The organism is Cyclonatronum proteinivorum, assembly GCF_003353065.1.
Classification (GTDB): domain Bacteria; phylum Bacteroidota; class Rhodothermia; order Balneolales; family Cyclonatronaceae; genus Cyclonatronum; species Cyclonatronum proteinivorum.
The window spans coordinates 1,376,984-1,403,202 of record NZ_CP027806.1; the positions used below are offsets into that span (position 1 = coordinate 1,376,984).

9 protein-coding genes are annotated in these 26,219 nt (G+C 53.2%); 7 read left to right on the forward strand and 2 right to left on the reverse strand.

Annotated elements, in window-relative coordinates; genetic code table 11:
- Positions 1 to 92 precede the first annotated feature (92 nt).
- Positions 93 to 524 carry a nucleoside-diphosphate kinase gene (locus tag CYPRO_RS05465; protein WP_114983643.1) on the forward strand — a complete coding sequence of 144 codons (432 nt, stop codon included), beginning with the start codon at positions 93 to 95 and terminating at the stop codon, positions 522 to 524.
- A gap of 60 nt (positions 525 to 584) precedes the next feature.
- Entirely contained in the window at positions 585 to 1,832 is a 1,248-nt protein-coding gene (locus CYPRO_RS05470) for an exo-beta-N-acetylmuramidase NamZ family protein (RefSeq protein WP_164682564.1), read from the forward strand.
- A 132-nt stretch (positions 1,833 to 1,964) separates the two neighbouring features.
- Here CYPRO_RS05470 and CYPRO_RS05475 read toward each other — a convergent pair whose 3' ends face one another.
- A complete protein-coding gene (locus CYPRO_RS05475; protein WP_114983645.1) occupies positions 1,965 to 3,845 on the reverse strand; it encodes an ABC transporter ATP-binding protein in 1,881 nt (626 codons plus the stop codon).
- A gap of 483 nt (positions 3,846 to 4,328) precedes the next feature.
- Here CYPRO_RS05475 and CYPRO_RS05480 point away from each other — a divergent pair, with 483 nt between their 5' ends.
- Positions 4,329 to 4,631 (forward strand): hypothetical protein, encoded by a 303-nt coding sequence (locus tag CYPRO_RS05480; RefSeq protein ID WP_114983646.1) that lies wholly within the window; start codon positions 4,329 to 4,331, stop codon positions 4,629 to 4,631.
- 448 nt (positions 4,632 to 5,079) lie between these two features.
- Here the strand turns inward: CYPRO_RS05480 and CYPRO_RS05485 are convergent, their stop codons facing one another.
- Positions 5,080 to 5,283, reverse strand: a complete 204-nt coding sequence (locus CYPRO_RS05485; protein WP_114983647.1) for a hypothetical protein — start codon at positions 5,281 to 5,283, stop codon at positions 5,080 to 5,082.
- A 325-nt stretch (positions 5,284 to 5,608) separates the two neighbouring features.
- Between CYPRO_RS05485 and CYPRO_RS05490 the strand changes: the two genes are divergently transcribed.
- From CYPRO_RS05490 to CYPRO_RS05510, 4 genes are all read left to right on the forward strand, one after another.
- Positions 5,609 to 9,037 (forward strand): T9SS type A sorting domain-containing protein, encoded by a 3,429-nt coding sequence (locus CYPRO_RS05490; protein WP_114983648.1) that lies wholly within the window; start codon positions 5,609 to 5,611, stop codon positions 9,035 to 9,037.
- A gap of 158 nt (positions 9,038 to 9,195) precedes the next feature.
- Positions 9,196 to 9,456: a PID-CTERM protein-sorting domain-containing protein gene (locus tag CYPRO_RS05495; protein ID WP_240644847.1), complete on the forward strand. Its 261-nt coding sequence runs from the start codon at positions 9,196 to 9,198 to the stop codon at positions 9,454 to 9,456.
- A 3,446-nt stretch (positions 9,457 to 12,902) separates the two neighbouring features.
- Positions 12,903 to 16,289, forward strand: a complete 3,387-nt coding sequence (locus CYPRO_RS05500) for a T9SS type A sorting domain-containing protein (RefSeq protein ID WP_164682566.1) — start codon at positions 12,903 to 12,905, stop codon at positions 16,287 to 16,289.
- A 2,738-nt stretch (positions 16,290 to 19,027) separates the two neighbouring features.
- A complete protein-coding gene (locus tag CYPRO_RS05510; protein WP_164682567.1) occupies positions 19,028 to 26,113 on the forward strand; it encodes an autotransporter-associated beta strand repeat-containing protein in 7,086 nt (2,361 codons plus the stop codon).
- Positions 26,114 to 26,219 lie beyond the last annotated feature (106 nt).

The following is a 26,219-nucleotide window of genomic DNA, read 5'->3' on the forward strand; positions in this document are numbered from 1 at the left end:
GTGGGCTTGTTGGCGGACGTCAGCGGGACTGTTTTCTCTTTTTTCGACAACCCACATATTCATCAGAAACGATTAAACCCACCCAATTAAGCATGGCAACCAACAGAACCCTGACCATCCTGAAACCTGACTGTGTCCGTAAAAACCACGTTGGCGATGTAATTGCCCATATCCAAAAAGCCGGCTTCAAAATTGTAGCCATGAAAATGACCCGCCTCACCGCGGCAACTGCGGGCGGATTCTACGAAGTACATAAAGAGCGTCCTTTCTATGGCGAACTCTGTGCCTTCATGAGCTCCGGCCCCTGTGTACCCATGATTCTTGAAAAAGAAAACGCCGTTGCTGATTTCCGTAAACTGATTGGCGCAACCGACCCTGCTGAAGCTGCGGAAGGAACCATTCGTAAACTTTATGCGGACAGCAAAGGCGAAAATATTATTCACGGCTCTGATTCTGACGAAAATGCCGCCATTGAATCAGCCTACTTTTTTGCGAAATCTGAAGAAGTTGCGAATCTCGCATAATAGCGCGCAACGTATTCAGTTATAAAATAAATGAGTGTTCCCGGTTTCCGCTTCTGTAGCTTGCTTTTACTTGCAGTATTGTTTTGGTGTACTGTTAGTTGTGCGGACCGGGAACACACTCATATACACCAATCCCACGCGCAGCATTCCGCCCCGGAAATAAAGTTAGGGGCGCAACAGCTTATCTCCCATTCAGTTGAAGAACTGCGCGACCGAAGCATAGGGCTGCTTGCCAACCCTGCTTCCCGTATCGGCTCAGCCCACCTGCTCGATACGCTGCTCACCCACGAAATACCGGTTACCGCACTGTTTGCAGCCGAGCATGGCTTCAGGGGTGATGTGCCCGCCGGAGAAGAAATTCAGGACGGCACAGACCTTGCAACGGGCCTTCCCGTTTTTTCGCTCTACGGACAAACGCGTCGCCCGACATCAGATATGCTCGCCGGAATTGACCTGCTTCTCTTCGACCTGCAGGACGCAGGCGTGCGCTTTTATACCTATATCTCAACCCTCGGACTCGTACTTGAAGCCGCTGCCGAACACGATGTGGAAGTATGGGTACTCGACCGACCCAATCCGTTGGGCGGCACCTATGTTTCAGGCTGGGTGCTTGAACCGGATCTCACCTCGTTTGTAGGTGCTTTCCCGATACCGATTGTCCACGGGATGACTATTGGTGAACTTGCGCGCATGATGGTGGGAGAAGGTTGGCTTACTACGGAATCAGAGCCCCGATTGAGGGTGATCCCTATGGAAAACTGGACACGCGATCAAAACTGGGATGATACCGGTTTGAATTGGGTGCCGCCATCGCCGAACCTGCCGCATTTCACCAACGCACTTGTATATCCCGGAACCTGCTTTTTCGAGGGCAGCACGATGTCAGAAGGGCGCGGTACGTTCGATCCGTTTATGAAGATTGGCTCACCCGGTCTTGTCTTTCCGGATGAAAGCCGTCAGCGGTTGCAGCAAAGCTACCCTGCGCTGCTTGAGCCCGTCGTTTTTACTCCGGTTGATATACCCGGCATGGCGACCAATCCTAAACACCGCGGCACCGAAGTGAGCGGCATCCGACTGAGCCCGCTCACCCTACAGGCCGATTCGCTGCGTCCCCTCGAGCTTGGGCTTGAAATCTTCCGCGAAATGCTGCGATACGCACCGAATGCTGAAACCAACCGCTTCCTCTACAATCTCGCAGGTACCCGGCAGATTGACAGCTTTCTTGAAAGCGACGCTGCCCCGGAGACTTTTTGGGAAGAAGAATTGGAAGTTTTTATGAAAGCCCGTGAGCCATACCTGCTGTATTAGCAGCTTGCCTGTCATCAGAGAGGGCTGTCACAAGATGTATTGGCGAAGATGGATAGGGGGTAAGCACTTTAATTCATTCCTGATGGCTTTTTAGGGGCAAATATACCTGCTGTGCCGAAGCGGAACAGCGGGTTAATCGAATTTCTGCAGTCCGGCAGCCTTTGCAAAATCTCCCCCTTTTGCGATGAGCGCATCAAAAGTGCCCTGCTCGGTGATGCGGCCCTGCTGCAGGTAATAGATCACATCGGCATTTCGGATGGTTGAAAGCCGGTGCGAAACCTGAATGACCGTCAGTTTGCCCTTGAGTCCGTCAATACTTTGACGAATGATGTGCTCTGATTCAGAATCAAGGGCGCTTGTTGCTTCATCCAAAAACAGTACCCGCGGCTGCTTGAACAGCTCCCGTGCGATGCAAAGCCGCTGCTTTTGTCCGCCGGATAGACGCATGCCGCGGTCGCCGATCACGGTATTAAAGCCGTCGGGCATGGCTTCAATGAAGCTAAGGGCGTGTGCGCTTCGGGCTGCCTCACGAATCTGTTCCATCAGCTCCGGCTCGCGCTCCGGGTCGCCCTTCCACATACAGATATTGTTGGCAACGGTATCATCAAACAAAACAGAATCCTGAGAAACGTAGCCAAGCTGCCTGCGCCAGCTTTCAAGCTTTATTTCGGAGGTGTTGATACCGTCTATATACAGGCTGCCGTACTGCGGACGGTGCAGCAGCAGCAAAACATCAAGCAGGGTGGATTTGCCGGAACCGGACTCCCCGACAAAGGCAACGGTTGTGTTGGCATTAATGGTAACGTTAAGGTGATGCAGCACCGGAACAATATCCGGTGTTTCCTCTTCCTCCTCATGCAGCTTCATCAGGCTGCGCGGCGGTTCCTTCATCGGATCCGGGGATTTGTAGCTCAGATAGGAGAAACTGACATCACGCAGCTCAATCCGATCGCTGAAGGCTGCAAGTGTAGTACGGCCATCCTGCACCTGCCCGGTCTTCACCTTGCGCATTTCGCGTTCTACCATTTCGATGGGCCCGATGTGATTGATAACGCCCAGCCATGAACCCTGCAGCGACATAATCTGACCAAATGCACGGTGTATCAGAATGAGGGATACGATAATCGGGGCGAGGGGCGCTTCAAAAACCACAAGCTGCAGCACCATGATCCCCAGCACGAGCCCAACGGAAAGGGGCTCCCGTACAGCTGACGCAAAGCCCTTATAAATACCGTAGCGCCTGAAATAGTCAACCAGCACTTTAATACTGCTTACCACGTTCCGTCCGCTGCGATCAAGCCCCGCAGTTGCGCTCAGATACTTAAACCCCTGCATGGTCTGTACCAGCTGCATGTTGAGCGTCGCATACTCCCTGCTGATGTGACGCGACATCTTCCTTACAAATGCATTGAGTGGGCGAAACACAATCAGGTACAAGATGCCCCCGGCAACAGCCATTAATGTAAACTGCCATGAAATGAGAAAAGAAAACAGCACAAACACAAAGGTTTGAATCAGCAGTACATTAAAGCTCTTAAAAGCGAAGAAGCCGTTGATCAGCTGATAAATCTGATGGATCAGGATGTTGATGTAATGGCCGGTATTTTGCCTGCTGTAAAAGGTGTAGGTCATGTTTTTATACAACTCAAAAAGCTCAGCGCGGATATCATACTGAAGCCGGGCTGATATGAAAACGCCAAAAACGCTTGTGCCAAAATGAAACAATCCTTTGAAAGCAAACACAGCGGCCATCAGCAGCAGAATGCCGGGTACAGAACCATCAAATCCAAAAAAGGCCACAACCTGATACATCAGCTGTGCTACCGTACCGGACTCCCCAGGATCAGGGCTGCCGCCGGAATCAACCATTTCGATGAGCGGCAGCAGCAGCGCAATGCCAAAAGACGTAATCACCACAAGGATGAGATTCAGAAAGAAAACCGCATACATTTTAGCGCCAACGTAGCGGTAAAACACATTATGGAGCTGTATGTATTCTCTGAGTAAAGACAAAAGCGGACAAAATTAGGGCTGTTTTCGAAACAGGCACCCCGGTGAAAAATAGAAAAAACGCAAAATACACATTAAAGCACACACCACGAACCACTAACCAACGCTTTCCCTGCTATCCGGTGTTACCTGCGGCGCGCTGGCGCGCCGGGGACGGGTTCGTGACGCGATTCCGGGGTGGCTGACGCGTGTGGGGGCGGGCACATAGGCACCGCCCCTACGTTCGTGTTCGCCGGATATATCGCGGCGCGCTGGCGCGCCGGTTTCTTCGCGGTAATTTGGAGCCAAAAAAACCAAACCCATTGGCCGACCCCGAAAATCCATACCACATCAGGGCCTCCCAATTCCCCTCTCGAGAGGGGTGGCCCCGGGATTAAGCTATTCAACGGCAATGGGTTATAAATGCACCAAATTCAAAAAGGCCACGGTGGTGGCGGGACGGGGTGTGGAAATGTTGTTGCAGCCCACGAAACCCTGATAACGGACATGGAGGCCTGCGTTTGTTTTCGGTTCCGGTTTTATTTCGACTCGCGGATATGGGCGGCTGACGCACGCGGGGCGAGCACAAGGCGTCGCCCCTACCGCACACGGGGCGGGCACGTAGGCGCCGCCCCTACCATCGGGTTCGCCGATATATCGCGGCGCGCGCAAGGCGCGCCGCATGCGAGGCCCACCATACCGCGCAACCCCATCAATCACCTGCTCGGCCTGCACCCAAACAAGCAGGCCGAGCAGGCTTTTTTTATTTTGTGGGGGGGGAAACGCTTTGAACATCACGGTCTTTCGTGACAGCACGGAAGCCTCCTAATCAAAGATGAGACCCTTGCTTTTTGGGGGGGGCTTATACGAAGTCGGTAGCTGACATGCACAATGGCTGCCCTCCGCCACAGCCCCCCTATCCCGACTGGAGGAGGCCGGGAAATCCTCGGAGCATTTGTGGAGCAATCCCGGAGCAATCCCGGGGCGATCCCGGGGCAATCCGGAAGGATTGGGATCATTATTAAGCGGCTTAAATGAGTAGTTGCATTAAAAGCCGATGAGCTCTTGAACCCTCGCGTTACAGTAAAGAATGGTATCCTATAGCTGACCTGCCACAGGCATAAAGTGATGTAGTCCTGATAAAGCAGACCTTTTTCGGTATAATAGGTTTGATGCTGTTATTCAGATAATTAGAAAAAAATCCTAACCATTACCGCCTTATTATTGCAGTACCAAAACGGCACAGTAAACCCGCCGCTCAATCTAAGTTCCATTCCCGGGCCCTCTTTGGGGCTTCGGCTGCTCTCTTCCGAAAAAGTGCTGCCGTTTCTGACAACCGCCCATATTTTTGCCCTTGCATGGCTAACGTTTTTAGAAAATAGCCTTTGTCATTGCCTGGGAAAAAGTGATTATGCGCAGCTTCATCGGCAATGAACAGAATAAATCGTATCTCTACCAACATAAAGGCCGATTTTTAAACAAGCTAATATGGTAATGATAACAAAGCCTTAACTTGAAGATTTCGGCTTGTAAGCTTAGATTAACCGCGGTAATAACGACCCCTTTCAAAACTTTAAAAATTCACAGATTCTGAACGGCAGACAGATTGATATGCTTTAAGCCCACATATTTGTTGCTGTGCTTTTAACAGGAATCTACCATTTGTGAGGGAGCTTACATTTTGCTGCTTGGTACCATTATGAACTGTGTGTCATGATGACGATTTAAAAAGACTATGTCACATCTTCTAACCGCTTTATATCTATATTAATATAAATACTTTCGATATGATAAATACGATACCCTCTTTACACCATAATTTTCCGTTAAACCCGAACCGAATTCGGTTAACCAGCTGGATTACGGGTTTGTTGGCAATAATTTTACTATTGGGGTTCGCTACGAGCGCAAGTGCCCAGATTGCACTCTGGAATTTCGAGGATAATGTTTCACCAACCGGTGTTTCAGCGTCAATACTAGCTTCTAATGTTACCATTTCAACTGGGAGTATTAATTTCCAAAATGGAGATGATGATGGTGGAACAAAAATAGGAAATGCAGGGAGCTGGAATCAGGGGGCTTTTGATGTAGCAGAAAAATATTTGCAGTTTTCTGTAACACCCAATTCGGGATTTGGTATAGATTACTCATCTATAACGTTGCGTTTTGGTAGAACTAGTTCCGGGCCAACAGCAGTTACAGTTCAATACAGTTTGGATAATTTTGCCACGGCCGGTGTAACCATCTTAGATGGTGAATCAGTTTCAAGTACAAACACTGGAAGTTTAAATAGTTTTACTATACCTGCCTCTGCATTACCCAGCGGTGATGTGGAAGAAACCCTTACAATCAGAATATGGGGGCATGATGCTACAGGTACAGGAAATTTAAGATTTAACAATTTCAGGGTATTTGGCGATGTAAATTCAACAACTACAAATCCGATATTACTGGCTTCCGTAGCTTCTATCGAAGGTCTTGATTATCCGGAAGGGCAAGCAGAGCCTCCGGCACAAAGCTTTACCGTAACTGGTGAAAATATGGATGGCACTAATGATGTAACAGTTACAGCTCCTACAAGCTTTCAGGTTTCCAATACATCAGGTACGGCAGATTTCGGACCAACTGTTACTTTAACTGATTATGACGGTTCACCGGTAACAATTTGGGTAAGATTGCAGCCGGGACTTGGGATTGGGAGTTACTCTGGAGACTTGACTATTACAGGCGGTGGAGCACCAGTAGAAAATGAAGCAGAAGTAGCACTTAGTGGCGAGGTAGCGGAAGCTAAATTTCTGATTTATGAATTTATAGGTAATACTGTAGAACCTGCGCAGTCACCTGTTGATGCTACGGCATCGGATTTTCAACTTTCTGATGGAAATATAACTTTTGGTTCCACAGGTACATGGTCAGGCTCTGGTACGCCTTATGCCCAGGGAACTGGAGGCTGGGATGAAGAATCATCCGACGAGGCTAAGTTTTTTTTCTTTACACTCGAGGCCGATCCGGGTTTTGTAATTGACGCAACTGAGTTGTCATTCGAACATACACGTACTGGAGCAGGGCCTGAGCAAATGACCGTTACAGCTAATGGCTTTGTACTATTTAGTGATGAAATTGGAGAGGTTGTAACTGGCTTTGCTGAATCATTACCATCTGTTGGCTTCAGGAATCTTAGTGAAATTGAGGTCAGAATAAAAGGCTGGGATGGTGGCAGTGGCCAGTTTCGGGTTAATGATGTTTTTCTTGACGGATCTGTTAGTGAGACCCAAAACTTGTCCTTACCATATTCAAACGAATTCAGAACAGTTACAGAACTGGGTGATGCGTTCGATAATTTCTTTTTTGCTAACACGAACGTAGAGTTAAGGACTAGTGCAGGTGGATATCTTAACATTTTAAGGGAAGGAATTTTTGAGTCTCCAGCCATTGATTTCACTGAGTTAACCGGCTTAATGCTTGAGTTTGATTTAGAAACATTTGGTGGAGAATCAGGACAAGAGCTTACCCTATTCTTATCAGATGATGATGGTGACACATATACATCTTTCCGATCATTTAAAGTGCCCTCAGATTACGAAACCTTTACAGCTTATGTCGATCTGACTGGTGATTTAAATGTTGAAAGGGGAAAATTTAAGTTTGAAATGACAGATGGTGATGTAGGGTCAGGCACTCGCTTCAGAGATTTTTCAGTTCAAGAAGCGTCTGTTGCTACTATTCGTGAAGGTGCCGGTGATGGCTGGCGATTCCTCTCTTCTCCCGTTGAAGGAGCTACCTATAGTACATTGCTCGATCCAATATGGACCCAGGGGCCTTTAAATTCAAACGATCCTGGCTCTTCCCACCCTAATATTTTACTTTTTGACGGTACTGCCTCAGTAAACGATGAATATAGTCCCTTAGCGGATATGAACACCGCAATACCTGCCGGTGAGGGATTTGCAGTTTATGTTTTTGCTCAGGATATACACAATGAACCGACGAGCATCTCATGGCCTAAAATTTTGGGCCTTCCGGGCGAACCCAGAAACTCGAATGTTGAGCTTGATGACATCCTAGCCCAGGGAGCAGGTAACTTTACGCTGCTGGGCAACCCCTTTTCACAGTCAATTACGTTTGGCGACTTCGAAACAACAGATATTTCAAATGTTGTTTACGTATACCAGCATAATTACGATGCCGGATTCAGTGAATTTGGAGGGGATGATGAAGAAGTAACAGAGGATGTTGGTGGCGGTTTTCGAACCTGGAACGGAACTACAGGGGGCCTTACAGGTGGTGTTATTGCGCCTTTCCAGGGTTTCTTCGTACAAGCAACAAGCAATAGTGCTGAACTCACAATTCCGACATCAGCAATATCAGGATCGGGTGAATTACATTCTGTACCTAAGGATACCGAATCCTTTGGTATCCAAATTGCTGCTCGTATAAATGGTCAGCAAGCCGGCGACATGTTCTTTAGTTTTGCCGAAAGCGGAAGCCAAAATCGGAATAACTACGACGCCCACATGATATATCCGCTTGACTTCAGCGCTTTTCTAACCATGTTTACAAGCACGGAAGGTTCAGCGCTTCAAACTAAACACCTTCCTATTGAGCTGGCTGAGCCTCTTTCTATGCCGATTCACATTGAGGCTTGGAAACCAAATCAGTCGCAAACTGCTTATGAGCCTCTCACAGGAACCGTTGAAATGATTTGGCCCCAAATGGATAACGTTCCTGATGGATGGAGTATCTTCCTTACGGATAGCGTAACAGGTACGGTGATCGACTTACTCGTAGAGGATAGTTATAGTTTTGAAATGGGCGAAACACAATCAGCACGAGTTCTTGAGCATAAATTCGCTATGCGTTCTGCTGATTTAACTGAAAAGGCTGTGTCCCGCTTCAGCGTGACGTTTATCTCTGAAACTTCCACATCCACCCCAGAACAGGGAGAGCTGCCGCGTGAAGTGAGTCTCAGTCAGAACTACCCCAACCCCTTCAACCCCACAACACTGATTAACTTTGAGCTTCCGGCTGCGGAGGAAGTGCGTCTCGAGGTGTTCAACGTGCAGGGGCAGCGGGTCGCAACCCTGGTGAACGGCACCGTTCAGGCAGGGGTACACAACGTGAGCTTCGACGCCTCAGCCCTCTCCAGCGGCGTGTACCTGTACCGCCTGCAGGCCGCCAATCAGGTCCTCACCCGCAAGATGACGCTGATCAAGTAATTGTAATGTTGACGGCGGACCGCTGACCGCGGACGGCAGATGGCACAGCGGTGCTGTCTGAGCGCTCGCGGTCAGCGGTCACAGCCGTATGACCCTGTGCAGCCGCACTTCTGATTTTTTTAAAAAACGACTTTTTTGAACTGATACCTTCCGGACCTATGAAAAGACTTATTGCAACACTCTCAACCCTTTTTGTTTTCGCCTTTTTACTCACCCCGCCTGCCGATGTGCAGGCGCAATCACAACCTCGTGGCGACATTTGGGAAACCCAGGGTAATGGCAACGGCGACGGACCCGGCGGCCCGCCAGCACCTCCCGGCGCCCCGATTCAAACCCCGATAGGCAGCGGCCTCGGTATTCTGCTCGCCGCCGGCGGCGCCTACGCCGTACGCCGTCTGCGTCAACAGAAACAAGACTAAGCCAACGCATCACGTTGCTACGTAGCTTCAAATTATAGCTTCATTAAAAAATAAGGGATAAGGCCGCTTTCAAAGGCGCTTATCCCTTTTTTTATGTGTTGGAATCGTCATCGGTGACGTGCGCTTACAATGCGCACTTACGCGTGGTTCGGCATGGAAATTTGGGCAACTGACGCGTATGGGGCGAGCACAAGGCGTCGCCCCTACGGTGCGCGGGGGCACTGGTTCTTTGCGGCGCGCGCAGGGCGCGCCGGGTTCTTCGCTGTAATTTGGAACCGAAAATCAATACCAAATTCAATCGCCGACCACGAAATTTTATTCAACCACCGATCTCCCCAATTCCCCTCTCGAGAGGGGTGGCCCCGGAACTAAACCATTCAACGGCAATGGGTTATAAATGCGCCAAAATTAAAAAAAGCCACGGTGGTGGCGGGACGGGGTGTGACGCGGGCGTTCGATTCATCACCAAAATCCGATCAGGTTCAAAATCTTTGATAAACCCACAGACCAACAGGCATCGGTGTCGGAATCAAGGTCGTCGCTCTACGCAGTGTGCAGCCACACACGAGTCGGCAGGTATATTTGGGTGGCTGACGCGTATGGGGCGAGCACAAGGCGTCGCCCCTACAGTGCGCGGGGGCACTGGTTCTTCGCGGCGCGCGCAGGGCGCGCCGGGTTCGGTTTCGTGACGCAATTCCGTGGCGGCTGCCGCACGCGGGGCGGGCACGTAGGCGTCGCCCCTACCGTCGGGTTCGCCGATATATCACGGCGCGCGGGCGCGCCGGGTTCTTCGCGATAATTTGATTGCGAAAATCAACACCAAATTTAATCGCCGACCACGAAATTTCATTCCACCTCAGGGCCTCCCAATTCCCCTCTCGAGAGGGGTGGCCCCGGTACTAAACCATTCAACGGCAATTGGGTATAAATGCACCAAAATGCAAAAAGGCCACGGTGTTGGCGGGACGGGGTGTGGAAATGTTGTTGCAGGCCTCGAAACCCTGATAACGGCTATGGCGGCCTGCCTTCGGTTTCAATTTCGGATTCGGGAATGTGGAGGCGGGATCGAAATGCCGAAATGGCTTGCGCACACGGGGGCGAGCACAAGGTGTCGCCCCTACCGCACGCGGGGCGGGCACGTAGGCGCCGCCCCTACGTGCGGGTTCGACGATATATCGCGGCGCGCGGGCGCGCCGGTTTGTTCGCGATAATTTAAATCCGCAACGCCCCGTACCCTGAATTCAGGCGCTCCCCTCTCCTGAGCAAAAACCGCATGAGGGTTGCAAAAGCAGTTCAGGAGAGGGGCCGGGGGTGAGGTCCGGCAGGCGGCTGACGCGACCAGGATCTGCAGGGCTTCGTGACGCAATTCCGAAATGGCTGCCGCACGCGGGGCGAGCACAAGGCGCCGCCCCTACCGTGCGCGGGGGCACTGGTTATTCGCGGCGCGCGCGGAGCGCGCCGGAGGCGGATTCGGGATTTGATTGCGAAAAACAAAACCACATTCAATCGCCGACCACGATATTTTTTACCACCTCAGGGCCTCCCAATTCCCCTCTCGAGAGGGGTGGCCCCGGGACTAAATTATTCAACGGCAATAGGTTATAAATGCGCCAAAATTAAAAAAAGCCACGGTGGTGGCAGGACGGGGTGTGGAAATGTTGTTGCAGGCCTCGAAACCCTGATAACGGCTATGGCGGCCTGCCTTCGGTTTCAATTTCGGATTCGGGAATGTGGAGGCGGGATCGAAATGCCGGGGTGGCTGACGCGTATGGGGCGAGCACAAGGCGTCGCCCCTACCCACACGGGGCGGGCACGTAGGCGCTGCCCCTACGTGCGGGTTCACCAATACATCGCGGCGCGTGGGCGCGCCGGTTTGTTCGCGATAATTTAAATCCGCAACGTCCCGTACCCTGGATTCAGGCGCTCCCCTCTCCTGAGCAAAAACCGCATGAGGCTTACAGGTCTTGTTCAGGAGAGGGGCCGGGGGTGAGGTCAGGCAGGCGGCTGACGCGACCAGGACCTGCTGGGCTTCGTGTCGCAATTCCGAAATGGCACACGCACGCGGGGCGAGCACAAGGCGTCGCCCCTACCGCACGCGGGGCGGGCACGTAGGCGCCGCCCCTACGATGCGGGCTCGCCGATATATCGCGGCGCGCGGGCGCGTCGGGTGGGTTGCGCGATTTGCGGTTGTCGGGCATTTTCATAAACAACCGCGCCCATTCATGCTATGCCATGCCAACCCGGTTAACCCGCGTGCTATACCCGCGCACGGCCTTGCCTGCCCCGCGTGCGTAACGTTCGGATAGCGGCCTATGTGAACGGTCCCCCTTTTTATCCTGCGCTTCGTGTTTGCTTTGCACGCTTTGCCTGCGTTATGTGCGTACCTTTGTGCTGCCGGCCTATGATCCCCTCGTGCTGCGATTGGTGACTGTTTTGCGGGGAAATGTTTTTTGTTGACCTTAACCCGCTGTTTATATGATTTTTTGTTAGGCTTGGGTATTTTGCGGCGGTTCACACGAATCGTACGGTTCGCATGCTTTGCGCTTGATTTCCCCTGATGCCAGGCCCGCTGTGGCGTTTAGTCCCTGATCCTGAGCAAGCGCCGGCACCCCGAGCTTTAACCTCAGCTCTTTACTAAGCCTGTGCCCGTGTTACCGGGTGCGGGGGTGCTGCACCGGACCACAGCGCGCCGCTGCCTTTTTTTACATCCTCAATCCCTGAATTTTATCCTTTTGCTGATGCCTGTTTTCCCTTTGTTTTCCGCTGTTTCGCACCCGGGTGATCACCGGCAGCCGCATCCTACGACTACGAACCTGCCCCAGCGCCTTGCCCCGACCGCGACCGCGACCGTGACCTGCAAGTTGCAAGCACTCGCGCAGCCGCAGCTGCCGGTACCGCTGAAGGCCCTCCGCCGACCCAAGGCAAGCGGCTTTTTGAAAGGGGGGGGGATGGTGCTGCTTCTGCTTTGCCTTACAGCCCTTTTGCAGCCGCTGCAGGCGCGTCAGTATTCAGTTGATTTTGACGGTGATAATGATGCAACATCTGTAAATAATTACGGATTTACGGATCATGATCTAAACGGGATTACATGGACTGGTGTGCAGGTAATTATTCCTACGGAACCCTTGGCAGCGGATTGGTTTAATGGGGTACGATCGGCACGCCTTCGGGGGTATAGCACTTCGCAAATGACAATGACGAGTAATAAAGAAGGCGGTATCGGTAATATTAGTTTCAATTACAGAAGGTATGGGTCGGATAGTCAAGTAACGTGGCGAGTAGAATATTCCTTGGATAATGGGGGTACTTGGTCACAAATAGGTTCAGACTTTACAGCACCTGCAAACGATGATGTACAAACTTTCTCAAAAGCAGTAAATGTAACAGGTAACGTAAGGGTTAGAATAATTCATGTTAGCGGGGGAAATACGAGTACCAATAGAAGAATGAATATTGATGACTTACTCATCACCGATTATTTCGAAGCCCCAACCCTAACAACGGAACCCGCAACGGATGTGAATCTGACCTTTGCCACCTTGAACGCTGATGTTACAAGTGACGGTGGTAAAGAAATAACAGTACGTGGGTTTAAGTACAGCACAGATCAAGGGTTTGACCCGCAAGTTGACGGAATCGAATTGTCTGAAACCGGACCATTCGGTGCAGGACCGTTTAGCCTTGAGGCTACGGGGCTTACATCAGGTACGACCTATTATTTTCGTGCCTTTGCCATCAATGAAGAAGACACTACTTTTGGAGCGGAGCTGAGTTTCAGCACTCCGTCTGTCGCGCTAACGGAATTTAATCTGCCGTATGAGCAAAATTTCTCCGGCTTCACAAGCGCAGCAACCCTGCCTGAGGGATGGTCAATTAACAGCACGGGCGGTGTAGAAGCCTACCAAGGCGACTGGGGCTCAGGCACCGCAGGCGGACTTCGCGGCAATGACAGCGTCCTAGGCTATCAGCATACAGGTTCATCCGGCATTTTCACCGCGACCCTCACCCTCCTCAATAACACCGGTGCGACCATCCGTGCTTTGGATGTGAGCTATTTGGGGCGGGTTGCGCGGGTTGATCAAACACGTTTTCCGGCATGGACGGTCACTGTTGCCGGGCAGGTGGTAGAAGCACTTGCCTATTCAACAGAAGTTGGTGAAGACCAAACCCGTTCGGCCATTGTCCAGGGGCTTGATATCCCAGACGGTCAGGTATTCACGCTTAGCTGGGCAAGTGACCGAGGAACTGGTACTGATGCAAGCCGGCAAATCGGCATCAGCGATGTTTCCGTCGCTGCTATTGTTGCAGTGCCACAACTTTCAGTTCAGGCTTCTGAAGGTCCTTTCTTTGAAGATCTTACCCTATCCATCGAAAACTTTGGTTTGTATGAAACGGGAACGACCAGCTTTTTTTACACGATAAACGACAGTGATCCGGCAGATGTAAACAATTCAGAGCGGATTGAAGTGACGAATGGTACGTTTACGCTGCCCGATGGTCAAGGGGCTTTGAACCTGCGCCTCCTCGCCATTGATGACAGCAACCAAAGCGCAGAAACCGGCGGGGAGTTTGTATTCCCGCTAAATGTAGCTTCCATTCAAAACCTGCGCAGTCAACCTACAGGCAATACCCTGTACCGCCTCACGAGCGAAGCTACTCTAACCGGGCAGAGAGGCTTCCGCAATGCCAAGTTTTTTCAGGATGAGTCAGGCTTTGGGATTCAGATTGACGATCCGCTCGTTGATGGACAGCGGGTTATCACAACTACCTATGCGATCGGTGATCGGGTCGGTTCCCTGATTGGAACATTGGCTACCTTTCAAGGACAATTGAGGCTCACGCCGGTACTTGATCCTGGTGATGCCATATCATCAGGGAATGTTGTTACTCCCGTTTTACGAACACTTGCGGACATCACTACCGATGATCAGGCGCGGTTGATTATTGTGGAAAATGTCGAATTTCAAAGTGCCGGTTCGGATTTCCCTGACAGAGACGAAATCACCAATATCACAGATCCCAGTATCGAAGGCTTTATTGGCCGTTTCAGAATGGTATTTGATGATTCTGATCTTGCTGAACCGGAGACCAAAATTCCCTCAGGTCCCCAAAATGTTGTTGCTATTGTGCAGCAGAGCAATGTGGGTCTCAACATCGCTGCCCGCAATCTCCTCGATTTCGATCCCGTCACCAAATCCCTTTCCATCGGAAACGACAGTGATCCTGGTCCTGAGCAGCAGGGCTGGCGTTTCATCAGTGCGCCGGTGCAGGGGGCGAGCTTCGCGCAGCTGCTCGCCGGGGTGCGTACGCAGGGGGTAGGGGAGGGGAGCAGCTACCCGAATCCGGCCGCCGACCCCAATGTCATCACCCTCAATCAGAATCAGCAATACGTCGCTTTCAACAGCGGGAATGAGGCCCTGAACCTTTCCTCCGAAATCCCGGCCGGTACTGCCGTAGGGGTGTACCTGTTCGACCGCTACAGTCCGGATCAGACGAATTCCGGCTTGGATGGCTTCCCCAAGACCTTCACCCTTGAGGGCTTGCAGCACAACGGGGTCCGGCTCACGGCAGCCGTCATCCAAAACGGAAACGGCAGCGTGCCCGCCCTGAATACCGGTAGCGGGAATTTCTCCCTCGCCGGAAATCCTTTTAACGCGACCCTCCGCTTTGGGGAGCTGGAGCGCGTACAGCTCGCACCCGTCGTGTACGCCTATGATTTTAGCACGGGCGCGTTCGTAAGCTACAGCACCGAACTGGAAACCGGCGGTTTAACCGACGGCCTGCTTGGGCCTTTCCAGGGCTTTTTTGTACAGGCAACGGGGGAAGCGCCCGAGCTCGGCATCCCTCTCAGTGCCCGCACGACCGAGACGAGCGAAACCTACTTCCGCGCGCCGCAGGGGCAGGATTTCCGCCTGCAGTTGGTTGCTGCGTTCCAGCCCGATCAGCCCGGTGTGGCGCCCCTGCAAAGCAGCCTCTGGCTCGGCACGCATCCGGAAGGCGGCTTCGGAGAGACCGGCAGCCTGCACGACGCCCTGCGCCTGTATCCGCTCGATTACCGCCCCTTCCTCACGATGTACACAACTGCCGGGGGCCGCGCCCTGAGCATCCGCGCCCTCGCCGAAGAGGTCCTCACCGATACCGGCACGGTGCTGCCGGTTTATACCGATGCCTGGCAGCCCGGCAGCGGGGGCTATGTGCCGGCGGAAGGCCTCCTCAGCCTGAGATGGCCCCGTATTGAGGGCCTGCCCGCCGGGGTGCAGCTGCTGCTCGAAGACACGCACACGGGCACCTTCACCGACCTCACGCAGGCGGGTTCGTACACGCTTGTTTTGGGGGATGCGGACCTGAACCGTCCGCTGCCGCCTGTCCCGCCCGCCGTTTTGAGCCGCGGTACCGCTGAAGATGTACAGGTAGAGGAAGGTTTTTTCGGCCTGCCCGCGCCCCTCACGGCAGTACCTGATCCGCAGCAGGCGCTGCATGGCACGACTGAACAACCGCAGCCCCGGCTGCGGCTTCACCTGCTGCCCGCCCCGCTGAGCCTCATTCCCGGTGAAGAAACCGGCCTGCCACAGCAGCTCAGCCTCGCACAAAACTACCCCAACCCCTTCAACCCGGTCACCCAAATCCAATTTGAACTGCCCGCGGCCGCGGAAGTCCGCCTCGAAATCTTTAACGTACAGGGTCAGCGCGTCGCAACCCTGCACAGCGGACCCCTGCCCGCAGGCCGGCACATCAGCCCTTTCGACGCCTCGGCCCTCTCAAGCGGCGTGTACCTCTACCGCCTGCAAACCGGCAATCAGGTCCTCACAAGGAAAATGACGCTGATTAAATAAGCGGGGAAAGGAGGATTTAGGATGGTGCATACCGGGGGATGAGCATGCGGCGCGGCAAGCCGCGCCGGTTCCTCACCCCAACCTCCGAACCCCGTCCAACCCCCCAACCCGTCATCCCGGAAACCGTGCGGTTCACGGAGTTTGGGAGGTGGCAAGACGCCCTGTCGCACGGTTATCCGGGATCTACCAGCTCAGACCTGCCGCTATGTACTAGCCGGTTTGGGATGCAACTGCCTGCACTGCAAAGTGCATGATACGGTTTGGAATGCCAGCCACTCACATGGTCGCATGGCGAAGCTGGCAGGTCCCGGATAAGGCTGCGGGGAATTGGGGTATTTATGGAGCGTCGGTGTGGGCCTTTCCGGGATGACGTGTTTGTTATTGTTTAAGATACGGCGCGGCAAGCCGCGCCGCATGCTCATCTCCCCCCAACCTCCGAAACCTGTCCAACCCCCCAACCCGTCATCCCGGAAACCGTGCGGTTCACGGGGTTCGGGAGGTAACCGTGCACCCTGTCGCACGGTTATCCGGGATCTACCAGCTCAGACCTGCCGCCATGCACTAGCAGGTTTGGGATACAACTGCCTGTACTGCAAAGTGCATGATACGGATTGGGATGCCTGCCACGGAAATGGTCGCATGGCATATCTGGTAGGTCCCGGATAAGGCCGCGGGGAATTGGGGTATTTATGGAGCGCCGGTTTGGGCCTTTCCGGGATGACGGGTTTGGTTTTGTTTAAGATGCGGCGCGGCAAGCCGCGCCGCTTGCTCACCCCCCCAACCCGTCATCCCGGAAACCGTGCGGTTCACGGGGTTCGGGAGGTGGCAAGACGCCCTGTCGCACGGTTATCCGGGATCTACCAGCTCAGACCTGCCGCTATGCAATAGCAGGTTTGGGATACAACTGCCTGTACTGCAAAGTGCATGATACGGATTGGGATGCCTGCCACGGAAATGGTCGCATGGCATATCTGGTAGGTCCCGGATAAGGCCGCAGGCAACCGGGGTATTTATGGAGCGCCGGTTTGGGCCTTTCCGGGATGACGGGTTTGGTTTTGTTTAAGATACGGCGCGGCAAGCCGCGCCGCATGCTCATCCCCCCCCAAGCCTCCGAAACCCGTCCAACCCCCCAACCCGTCATCCCGGAAACCGTGCGGTTCACGGGGTTTGGGAGGTGGCAAGACGCCCTGTCGCACGGTTATCCGGGACCTACCAGCTCAGACCTGCCGCTATTTAATAGTAGATTTGGGATACAACTGCCTGTACTGCAAAGTGCATGATACGCTTTGGGAAGCCTGCCACGCACATGGTCGCATGGCGAAGCTGGCAGGTCCCGGATAAGGCCGCGGGCAATTGGGGTATTTATGCAGCGTCGGTGTGGGCCTTTCCGGGATGACGTGTTTGTTTTTGTTTAAGATACGGCGCGGCAAGCTGCGCCGCTTGCTCATCCCCCCCCAACCCGTCATCCCGGAAACCGTGCGGTTCACGGGGTTTGGGAGGTGGCAAGACGCCCTGTCGCACGGTTATCCGGGATCTACCAGCTCAGACCTGCCGCTATGCAATAGCAGGATTGGGATGCCTGTACTGCAAAGTGCATGATACGGTTTGGAATGCCAGCCACGCACATGGTCGCATGACTAAGCTGGTAGGTCCCGGATAAGGCCGCGGGGAGTTGGGGCATTTGTGCAGCGCCGGTGTGGGCCTTTCCGGGATGACGTGTTTGTTTTTGTTTAAGATACGGCGCGGCAAGCCGCGCCGCGATATCCCCCGTGACAGAACCGTAGGGGCAGGCCTTGTGCCTGCCCCCGGGATGCGGAAATTGCCCCACATTTCCGGCACGCCCCCGACCAATTCCCCTCTCGAGAGGGGTGCCCGGGTGAGCGCAGCGAACGGGCGGGGTGTGGAGGGCAGGGCGCCTCGCCACGACCGAAATCTCCATTGCCCGCGATGCGGGGTGCCTTATTTGGGATGCATGCGATCGGGGCATGTTTGAAAATCCTACCCTTGGATAAAATTTCCACACCCCGCCCCGACACCATCCGTGCCTTTAGCAATTTCTTGTTATAATTAGATTTGTGCCGCAGAATGTCATCTCATTGGGGGCACCCCTCTCTAGAGGGGAATTTTTGTATCCCAAATGAAAATAACCACAAACCACAAACCACAAACCACAAACCACAAGTAACGCCTCATTTCTTTGCTAAAAGTCTCTTTTTATTTTGCGGGCATTGCCCTAATTTGTTGTGCTTGCTGATGATGTTTTTTCAGGTTTTACAGGAATACTTACAGCCTGTTCGGGCTTGGTTTTAGCTGGGTTTGGATGGTGTTTTAGTTTCCTGTTTGTATTGGACTTAATGAATACGGTTGCCGGTTTTTTCTGCCGGTTCTGATGCCTGAGGTGTCATCTGATGCGGCTCAAAATGTAAGCGCTTAACATAGGGGTAATCCTGCCGCCTCGTTTTCGTAACATCCGGGGCGTATCATCCCTGTTTATACCCCGCATTCGTGCAGCCGCAGCGAGCTCCTCCTTCCGTCCTTTTATCATTCTACTGTTTACAGCTGTGACCCAACCGACATTTATGTTTGTTTCGATGCCCGCTCCCGGGTTCGGGGAAATTCCCGGGCCGGATGCTTTGGCCGTGGGTTCAGTCAGCGGTGTCTGCCCTGCGGGTGAACATGACCTTGACCATGACCGTGAGCCTGACCACACCGGTGCGCGGACCTCACCGGCTTTTGGAATGTCATTTAATGAGGAGCCCCGGTATGCGGAAGGGCACGGGAGCAGGCACAAACTCCGGCTCAGGAAGCAGAAGCAGAAGCAGAAGCAGGTGCAGACTGCCCCATCGGTTCCGGGTCAGGGCCGCCGCCGCGGCTTTGGCAGACTGTTATATTTGCTGCTGCTCGGACTGAGCACAGCCTTCCTGCTCAGCCTGATGCTGCCCGTAAACACTTCCGCCCAAAACGGCCCGCCAACGGTGCCGGGGCCGCCTTCGGAGGGTAACGGTGAGGCTCAGGATAATGCAAGTAATTATACTGTTTGGAATCATACTACATCTGAGGTGTTAAACGGTGGCTTTGGTTTTGGTCCCTGGGTATTTGAAGTTTCTGAAAACGCAGGTGCATTTCTTGCAGGTCCAGCTTCACCTATTATGGGTTTGCCCAATCCATCTTTTGGCTTATTTGCAAATCCACGCTCTGGGGATAACACTATTAGTGTTGATCGAGTCATCACCGTGCCCTTACAAATAGGCGGGACTTTTAGTTTTGATTGGGCAACTTTTTGGGATGCCGGTAACGGTAATATGGTTGGCACTAAGGGCTTCAATCTCATTGTGGATGGGATAGTAGTAATCAATATAGAGCACCGTGGACAGACAGCAATGATTAGAATCAATGACAACCCAATGTTTACTAACTTTGGGGGAAATGCCATTAGATTTCACTTTGAAAGACTCAACTTTGATGTTCTTCGTGTATATGCCACCGGCAGGGATGGTAATGAGAGGTTTGACCAAGAATTTACTATTTCAGGTGCAAACGGTGCTGCAATTGATGCTTTCCGGTTTTATGCTGCAAGGCTTGATGATGGTAGCGATTTAGAAAACCGTCAGCCATATTTCAATAACTTCCTTATTCAATACCCTTTTGCAATACCGCCGACCGAGAATGTCACAAGTCTGTTTTTTAGCAATGTAACCCAAACTTCGTTTCGTGTTAATTGGCTTCGGAATGAAGGCAACGGCGGAATGCGCCGCATTGTGGTCATTCGTGAAGGGTCTCCCGTTACCTTTATTCCGCAAAATGGTACTTCGTATGCTGATGATGTTAATACTGCTTTTATAAATACCAATTTCATTGATGATCACCATCAGATTGTTTATGCCGGGGGGTCAGGGGATGATGATTTTGTGACCATAACCGGTCTTTCTGCTGATACCGAATATCATATTGCGGTTTTTGAGTACAATATAAATGAAGAAGATGGTGACCCTGTGCCGGGTACAGAAGGTTATTTAACCAATCCTGCCCGCGGTCAACAGTTTACCCTTGACGATGCCGTCATTTTATCTGCTCAGAGCGGCTTTTGGAATGAATCTACAACATGGGTAGGCGGTAATGTACCCATTACGGGTAGTGACGTGGTTATTTTCGACGAGCATCAGGTTCAGGTAAATGTTGATACCAATGCGCTGCGAAGTCTCACTATCAGCAATACAGCAAGATTGTTTTTTTTGCCTGAAGAAACCTTCATCCTTACCATGCAGGGAGGGAGTAGTCTTAATCTCGTACCTTCAGGCACTTTTGATGCCGGCGGCGGGCTGGTAAATTTCCTCGGTTCTGATACTGCTGATAATCCCCATATTGTAAGTGGTGCTTTCGTATTTAACGATTTGCGCATACAGGGTGGCGCAGAACCAACCGGCCTCAATTTCGGCAGCGATGCTCAGCTCACCGGGACCTTTGAAATCGCAGCAGGGGGCTTTGTCAGCACCAATCCCCCAAGCTATCAGCCCGGTTCAACCCTGTTCTACAACACCGGCGGTACCTACAACCGCGGTTCTGAGTGGCCGGCTGTAGGGGATAACAACAGTCCGTTCAATGTGCGTATTGGTTCGGAACTCGATATGTCTGGTCACACAACACCCCGGGCAGCGCAGGGCGATCTGGAGATTTTGAGCGGAGGATCCCTGACCTTGTCAACAGCGACAGGTGGAGACTTACAAGTGGGCGGTGACTGGACGAATGCGGGCACCTTTACCTCCAATTTCCGGGCGGTTTTCTTTAACGGAAGTGGAAATCAGGTTGTGACCAATACGCAAAGCGGCGGTATCCAAATTGATTTTCTTCGGAATCAAAACAGACCAATAGAGAAGGAGCTGGTTTTTCGAAACAATCTCTCCGTGATTGGCTTTAGGAATGAAGGGCGGCTTAGGTTTGAAGCCCTAAACGGCACAGGTGACGAAACATTTACCCTCACGGTTCTTCAGGACACACGCGAAACAGGTGCCGTAGCTGCTCGCATTACCAATGAGTTTGCTCCGGAGACAGACGCGGATATCGATCTTAGTAATGTGACACTGGTATTTGTCGCCAATGGCCCGCCTTTCTTTTTCAATGCGGCCGAAGACAGCCGGCTCTTGTTGGGCGGTATTGACTTCCAGAATGCCAACTCCTTTGTGAAGGAAGGCCCGGGCGAGCTGGTGCTTACCGGCGAAGCCAACACCAGCCTGTTTATCGATGCTGGCGTGCTGCGCTTAGAGGATGGGTTTTCGTTTGATGATGCAGAAGCGCGAACCCTTGACATCGGCACGGCAGTAGCTGAAGATGACAAACATGAAGCAGATGCCGAGCTTGTAATTGCTGATCTCACGGTCGAAGCGAATACCATAAGCGTAAAAAGGTTAAATGACGACAGCGGCGACCGCACCCTGCGGTTTGTCAGTGAGGATGGCGAAGAGCCGGCTACGCTTGAAAGTCAGCTTACCCTCGAGAAACTGCTTTTTGTGCGGGTGCAGCCGGGCCATTACGGGGCCCTTAACGGCCCGGTAACGGGCACTTCACCCTTCGTTAAACAGGAAACCGGCAGCCTCACGCTTGAGACTGAATCCTTTGCACCGGGTTTGTTTATTGATGAAGGGCGGGTGCGCCTCAACAGTCCTTTCCCTGCCGGCTATACCGGCACGATTGCCCTTGGGACCGATGTCGAAAGTGATCGGGTAGCATCAGAGGCGGTATTGGAGATTGGTGCACTCAATACTGCAGCGCCTTTTGCTATTGCCCCAAACCTGCAAATACGCGGAAATCAGGGCGCGTTTACGGCAGGGTTGCGCGGTATCGTTTTTGATTCCGGTACGCAGGTAGCTACGCTCAGCAGTCCGGTTGTTTTGAATACCGATCTCGATGTAACGGTTGCCGAGGGAGCATCCGGGGTAATACAAGGCATCATTTCCGGAACCAACGGCTTAAACAAACGGGGTGCAGGTCAGCTTGATTTGGCTGGAAACAACACCTTTACCGGCACAGTGCAGCTCTTTGGGGGTACGACACGACTGGGCGGGAGCGGACTGCCGGGTAATAATCCCATCCAGATACGGGGTGATGTTGGGCTGGCATCGAATGGTACCGGGACAGGCGGTGCAAGAACAATCGCTAATGGTGTTGAATTTTTCAATGCAGGCATCCGTCTTGGGGAAGATGTCGAAAATACCGGCGCATTAACCTTCACCGGTAATTTTGAGTTAGGGGCAGCGGAGCGGTTCATTAACACGATCAGAGGAACACACACAATTAGTGGCAATATTGTAAATGGTCAAATACGCAAAGAAGGCACAGGTCAGCTTAACCTCTCCGGGGTGAACACCGTTGACGCAACATCAATAAATGCCGGCACCCTCCGCCTTAACCGCACAACGGGAGAAACCTTTACCCTTGGTGGTACCATCACGATTAATGACGGCGGGATTTTGGATTATCCGCAGAGTACGGGTGCAAATAATCAGCTTAGAAACGATGCCATTGTGGTTGTTAATGGCACAGACATTTCAAACAGAGGTCATTTTGATGTTGCATCTCGAACAGAAAGAATCTCAACCCTAACACTAAATGGTGGCCTTTATACTAAAGCTGGGGGTACTTTAACCATTGATGATGCCGCAAACTTTAATTCGGGGTTTGTCAACTTTTCTGCTGGAAGCGGTAATACGATAGTAGGGCAGTCTTTGTCATTTGGTAATATTGCCGCAGAATACACAGGAGAGGGTGCCAATAATCAAACGATTCTCACGCTCGCTAATGGCTTCACAGGTTCCATCATTCAGCTTGAAAATACACAGTCAACTTTTTTAAATAACAGAACATCAGATACAGCAATCCCAACAATTGATTTGGGCGGGCATTCTGTAGACTTTGAAGTTCGGAACAATTCAAGAGCAACTTTAGCTTTTGCTTTTGCAAACGGTGCACTCACCAAAGCCGGACCCGGCACGCTTGTGCTGAATGAAGCAAGCACCTTCGCCGGCGGGCTTACGGTCAGTGAAGGCACGGTTGCCTTTACCAACAATGCCGCGCTCGGTGCAGCTTCGGGTACGGTGACCCTCAATGGCGGCATCCTTCGGGCGGACGCAGATGGCCTCAGCTTTGCCAACCCCATAACCCTGATCAGTACCGACGGCAGCATTGAAGTAAGTAATGACGGCAGCCCGTTTACCTTAACGCATAGCGCAGGCATGAGCGGCAATGGCGACCTCACCAAAACCGGCCCCGGTACACTGACCTTGGGTGGTGCCGCCACCTTCACCGGGGCGACGAATGTGCAGGCGGGCATCCTGAATGTGAATGGGGATTTTGTGAGTACGGATTTGAATATTGGAAATGGCAGTCAGCTGAATTTTGGGGGCAGTGGCAGTCCGCGGGTTTTGGAGCTTACAGGCTTTTCATTAGGTCAGGATGCTTTCCTTCGCCTAAACAGGGCTGATGATGAGCTGATTGTTCCGGCTTCAGTGCCGGTCACCATTCCGGGATCTTCCGTTGTTGAAACGAACGGCGACGGTGCCCGACTCACCCTTCAAAGCGGGGCGCGATATGTGAACCTGAGTGCATCAACTCCAACCCTTCGTGTGGAGCGGATGTTTAGTGGAGATACCAACAACAGCGACCGGCAAGGCTGGCGAATGCTGGCTTCGCCGGTGAATGCAACCTACGCGGATATGTTTGAAATTGGTGCTGATCCGGCAACTTTTGTGACGCAGGGTTTCACCGGGGCTACCTTTCCCGGCCGGCAGTTTAACCTGCTTTGGTGGGATGAGACGGATGCAACCGGCACGACGCTTCAGCGCTGGCGGACGCTTTCGCAAACGACCGACCAAACCGGAACGATCATCCCGGCCGGGCGCGGGCACTTTTTCTACATTTTTGACGGGGCGCCGCTGCTAAATCCGGGCTCACTTGAACCCTCACATTACACCGATAACCTGCCGCTTACGATGTCGGCTACGGGTACGGAGCCTGATTTGTCGGATGATCCGTTCAACTTTGGGATCACTTTTACGGCGGTAAGCGATTCTATTGTGGTGGCAGATACCCTGTTCGTCGGGGCGCTGGTGCAGGATCAGGGCTGGAATCTGATCGGAAACCCGACGGCTTCGTGGCTGAACTGGAATGCTGCAGGGTGGACAAGGACAAATGTAAACAATGTGATTTATGTGTGGGATCCGGCTTCAAATGAATATTTGGTCACGAATGGCGAAACGGGTACGCATGACGGCTTCATCGCGCCGTTTCAGGCATTTTGGGTGCAGGCTACGGATCCTGCCCCAAATCTGAATCCCGTGCTTTCGTTTACCAACGCGGCCAAGACGGTAGCGCCTGACATAAACTCCGGATTTGTGGGGCGACCTTTGATGTCGGCTGTCGGACCGGTAGGCTTTGATGCTCACGGAGTTGACCCCAATCAAACACAGGCTTCCGCCGGGCGGGATGCCGGGGGCGGGGCGACGGTGCTTCCGCTGCGGCTTCGGGTGGCGGGTTCAGGCTCGGGTTCGGGTGGGGCGCGCGAACGGGTGACCGATAAGTTTGTGATGCTTTCGGAGCGGGGGCAGTTCGGGGCTGATCGCTGGGATGCGTACCGTTTGGAGCCGATGAGTGATAGCTGGCTGACGCTGGCTTCGGCTATGGCGCCGGGCAGTGCGCCGATGGTGATCAACAGTTTGCCGCGGGCTTCGGAGATCGGGGGGCCGCTGAATTTGCCGCTGTATGTGGGCGGGGCTTCGGCTGGGGTGCCGCTGATTGGGGATTTCACGCTGGAGTGGGAGCTTCCGGCCGATTGGGATCCGGATTTGAGCCTGGTGCTGATGGATCATGTGCTGCAGCAGGCCATCCCGATGCGGGGCGGGCAGACGCGCTACACGTTTACACATGCGACCGATCCCGGGATGCTGGGGCTGATGGTGAGTCCCGCGCCGGGGGATGGCAGCGGTTTCGGCGGTCCGGTTCAGATTGGGGAGCCGGCACCGGGTCCGGCATCGGCATCGGCATCGGCACGCGGGGGGCGGGCTGTATCGGCTTCCGCTTCGGTTTACGGCGCTGAGGCTGGTTTTTCGGGGGATGTTGTTTCGATGGATGGGCTCACGGGCCGGAAAGCGGCTACGGGTTTGACTTCTGTTTCTGTTTCTGCTTCTGATGCGCGTCGGGCGGGTCCGGGATTGGCATCTGTTTCTGCATCGGCTGCGCCGGCGGTTCCGATGCTTCCGGCCTCGCTGCTGGGCGGCAGGCGTTTACCGGCGGACTGGTCACCGGATTTTGAGTCCGCCACGGCGGCCCTGCCGGAGGCCCTTAAAACGGCACCGGTGCGCGCGGATGATGCGCACATTCCGTACATCCCGCTCGATAGGTCGGCGGCGGGTACGGGTGCTGGTTCTGGTTCTGGCACAGGCACGGGCACGGCGCTGGGGCGTTCGCTTCCGGCGGGTACGGGCGGTCCGGAGGCGCGTTTTTCGCTGTTCATGCAGCCCCTGAGCGGGGGACCGGATGCGGATGAGACGATTCCGTACACGCCGATTGGCATCAGTCTGGCGCAAAACTACCCGAACCCGTTCAACCCAAGCACGACGGTGCGGTTTAGTCTGCCGGAAGAGGCGCAAATCCGCCTCGAGGTCTTCGACCTGCTGGGTCGCCGGGTGACGCTGCTCACCAACGACACCTGGCCGGCAGGCACGCACACCCTCCGCTGGGACGCAACCGGTCACGCAACCGGCCTCTACCTCCTCCGCCTGACCGCTCCGGAAACGGATGTGGTGGAAACGAGGAAGATGATGCTGGTGAGGTAGTTCAGTATGTCAGTGTTTCGGGTTTATGGTTTACAGTGGTTTGATGTTTGTGGTTTGAGGTTTTGCGTTTCAGGATTCGCGATTGCGCTGCGGCGGGTCCGGTTAC

What these genes read in the sequence shown, in the direction of transcription:
- CYPRO_RS05465 (WP_114983643.1), top strand. Translation starts at nt 93, where the DNA reads ATGGCAACCAACAGAACCCTGACCATCCTGAAACCTGACTGTGTCCGT.
- CYPRO_RS05480 (WP_114983646.1), top strand. Translation starts at nt 4,329, where the DNA reads ATGGAGGCCTGCGTTTGTTTTCGGTTCCGGTTTTATTTCGACTCGCGG.
- CYPRO_RS05485 (WP_114983647.1), bottom strand. Translation starts at nt 5,283, where the DNA reads ATGTTGGTAGAGATACGATTTATTCTGTTCATTGCCGATGAAGCTGCG.
- CYPRO_RS05490 (WP_114983648.1), top strand. Translation starts at nt 5,609, where the DNA reads ATGATAAATACGATACCCTCTTTACACCATAATTTTCCGTTAAACCCG.
- CYPRO_RS05495 (WP_240644847.1), top strand. Translation starts at nt 9,196, where the DNA reads ATGAAAAGACTTATTGCAACACTCTCAACCCTTTTTGTTTTCGCCTTT.
- CYPRO_RS05500 (WP_164682566.1), top strand. Translation starts at nt 12,903, where the DNA reads ATGAATATTGATGACTTACTCATCACCGATTATTTCGAAGCCCCAACC.
- CYPRO_RS05510 (WP_164682567.1), top strand. Translation starts at nt 19,028, where the DNA reads ATGTCATTTAATGAGGAGCCCCGGTATGCGGAAGGGCACGGGAGCAGG.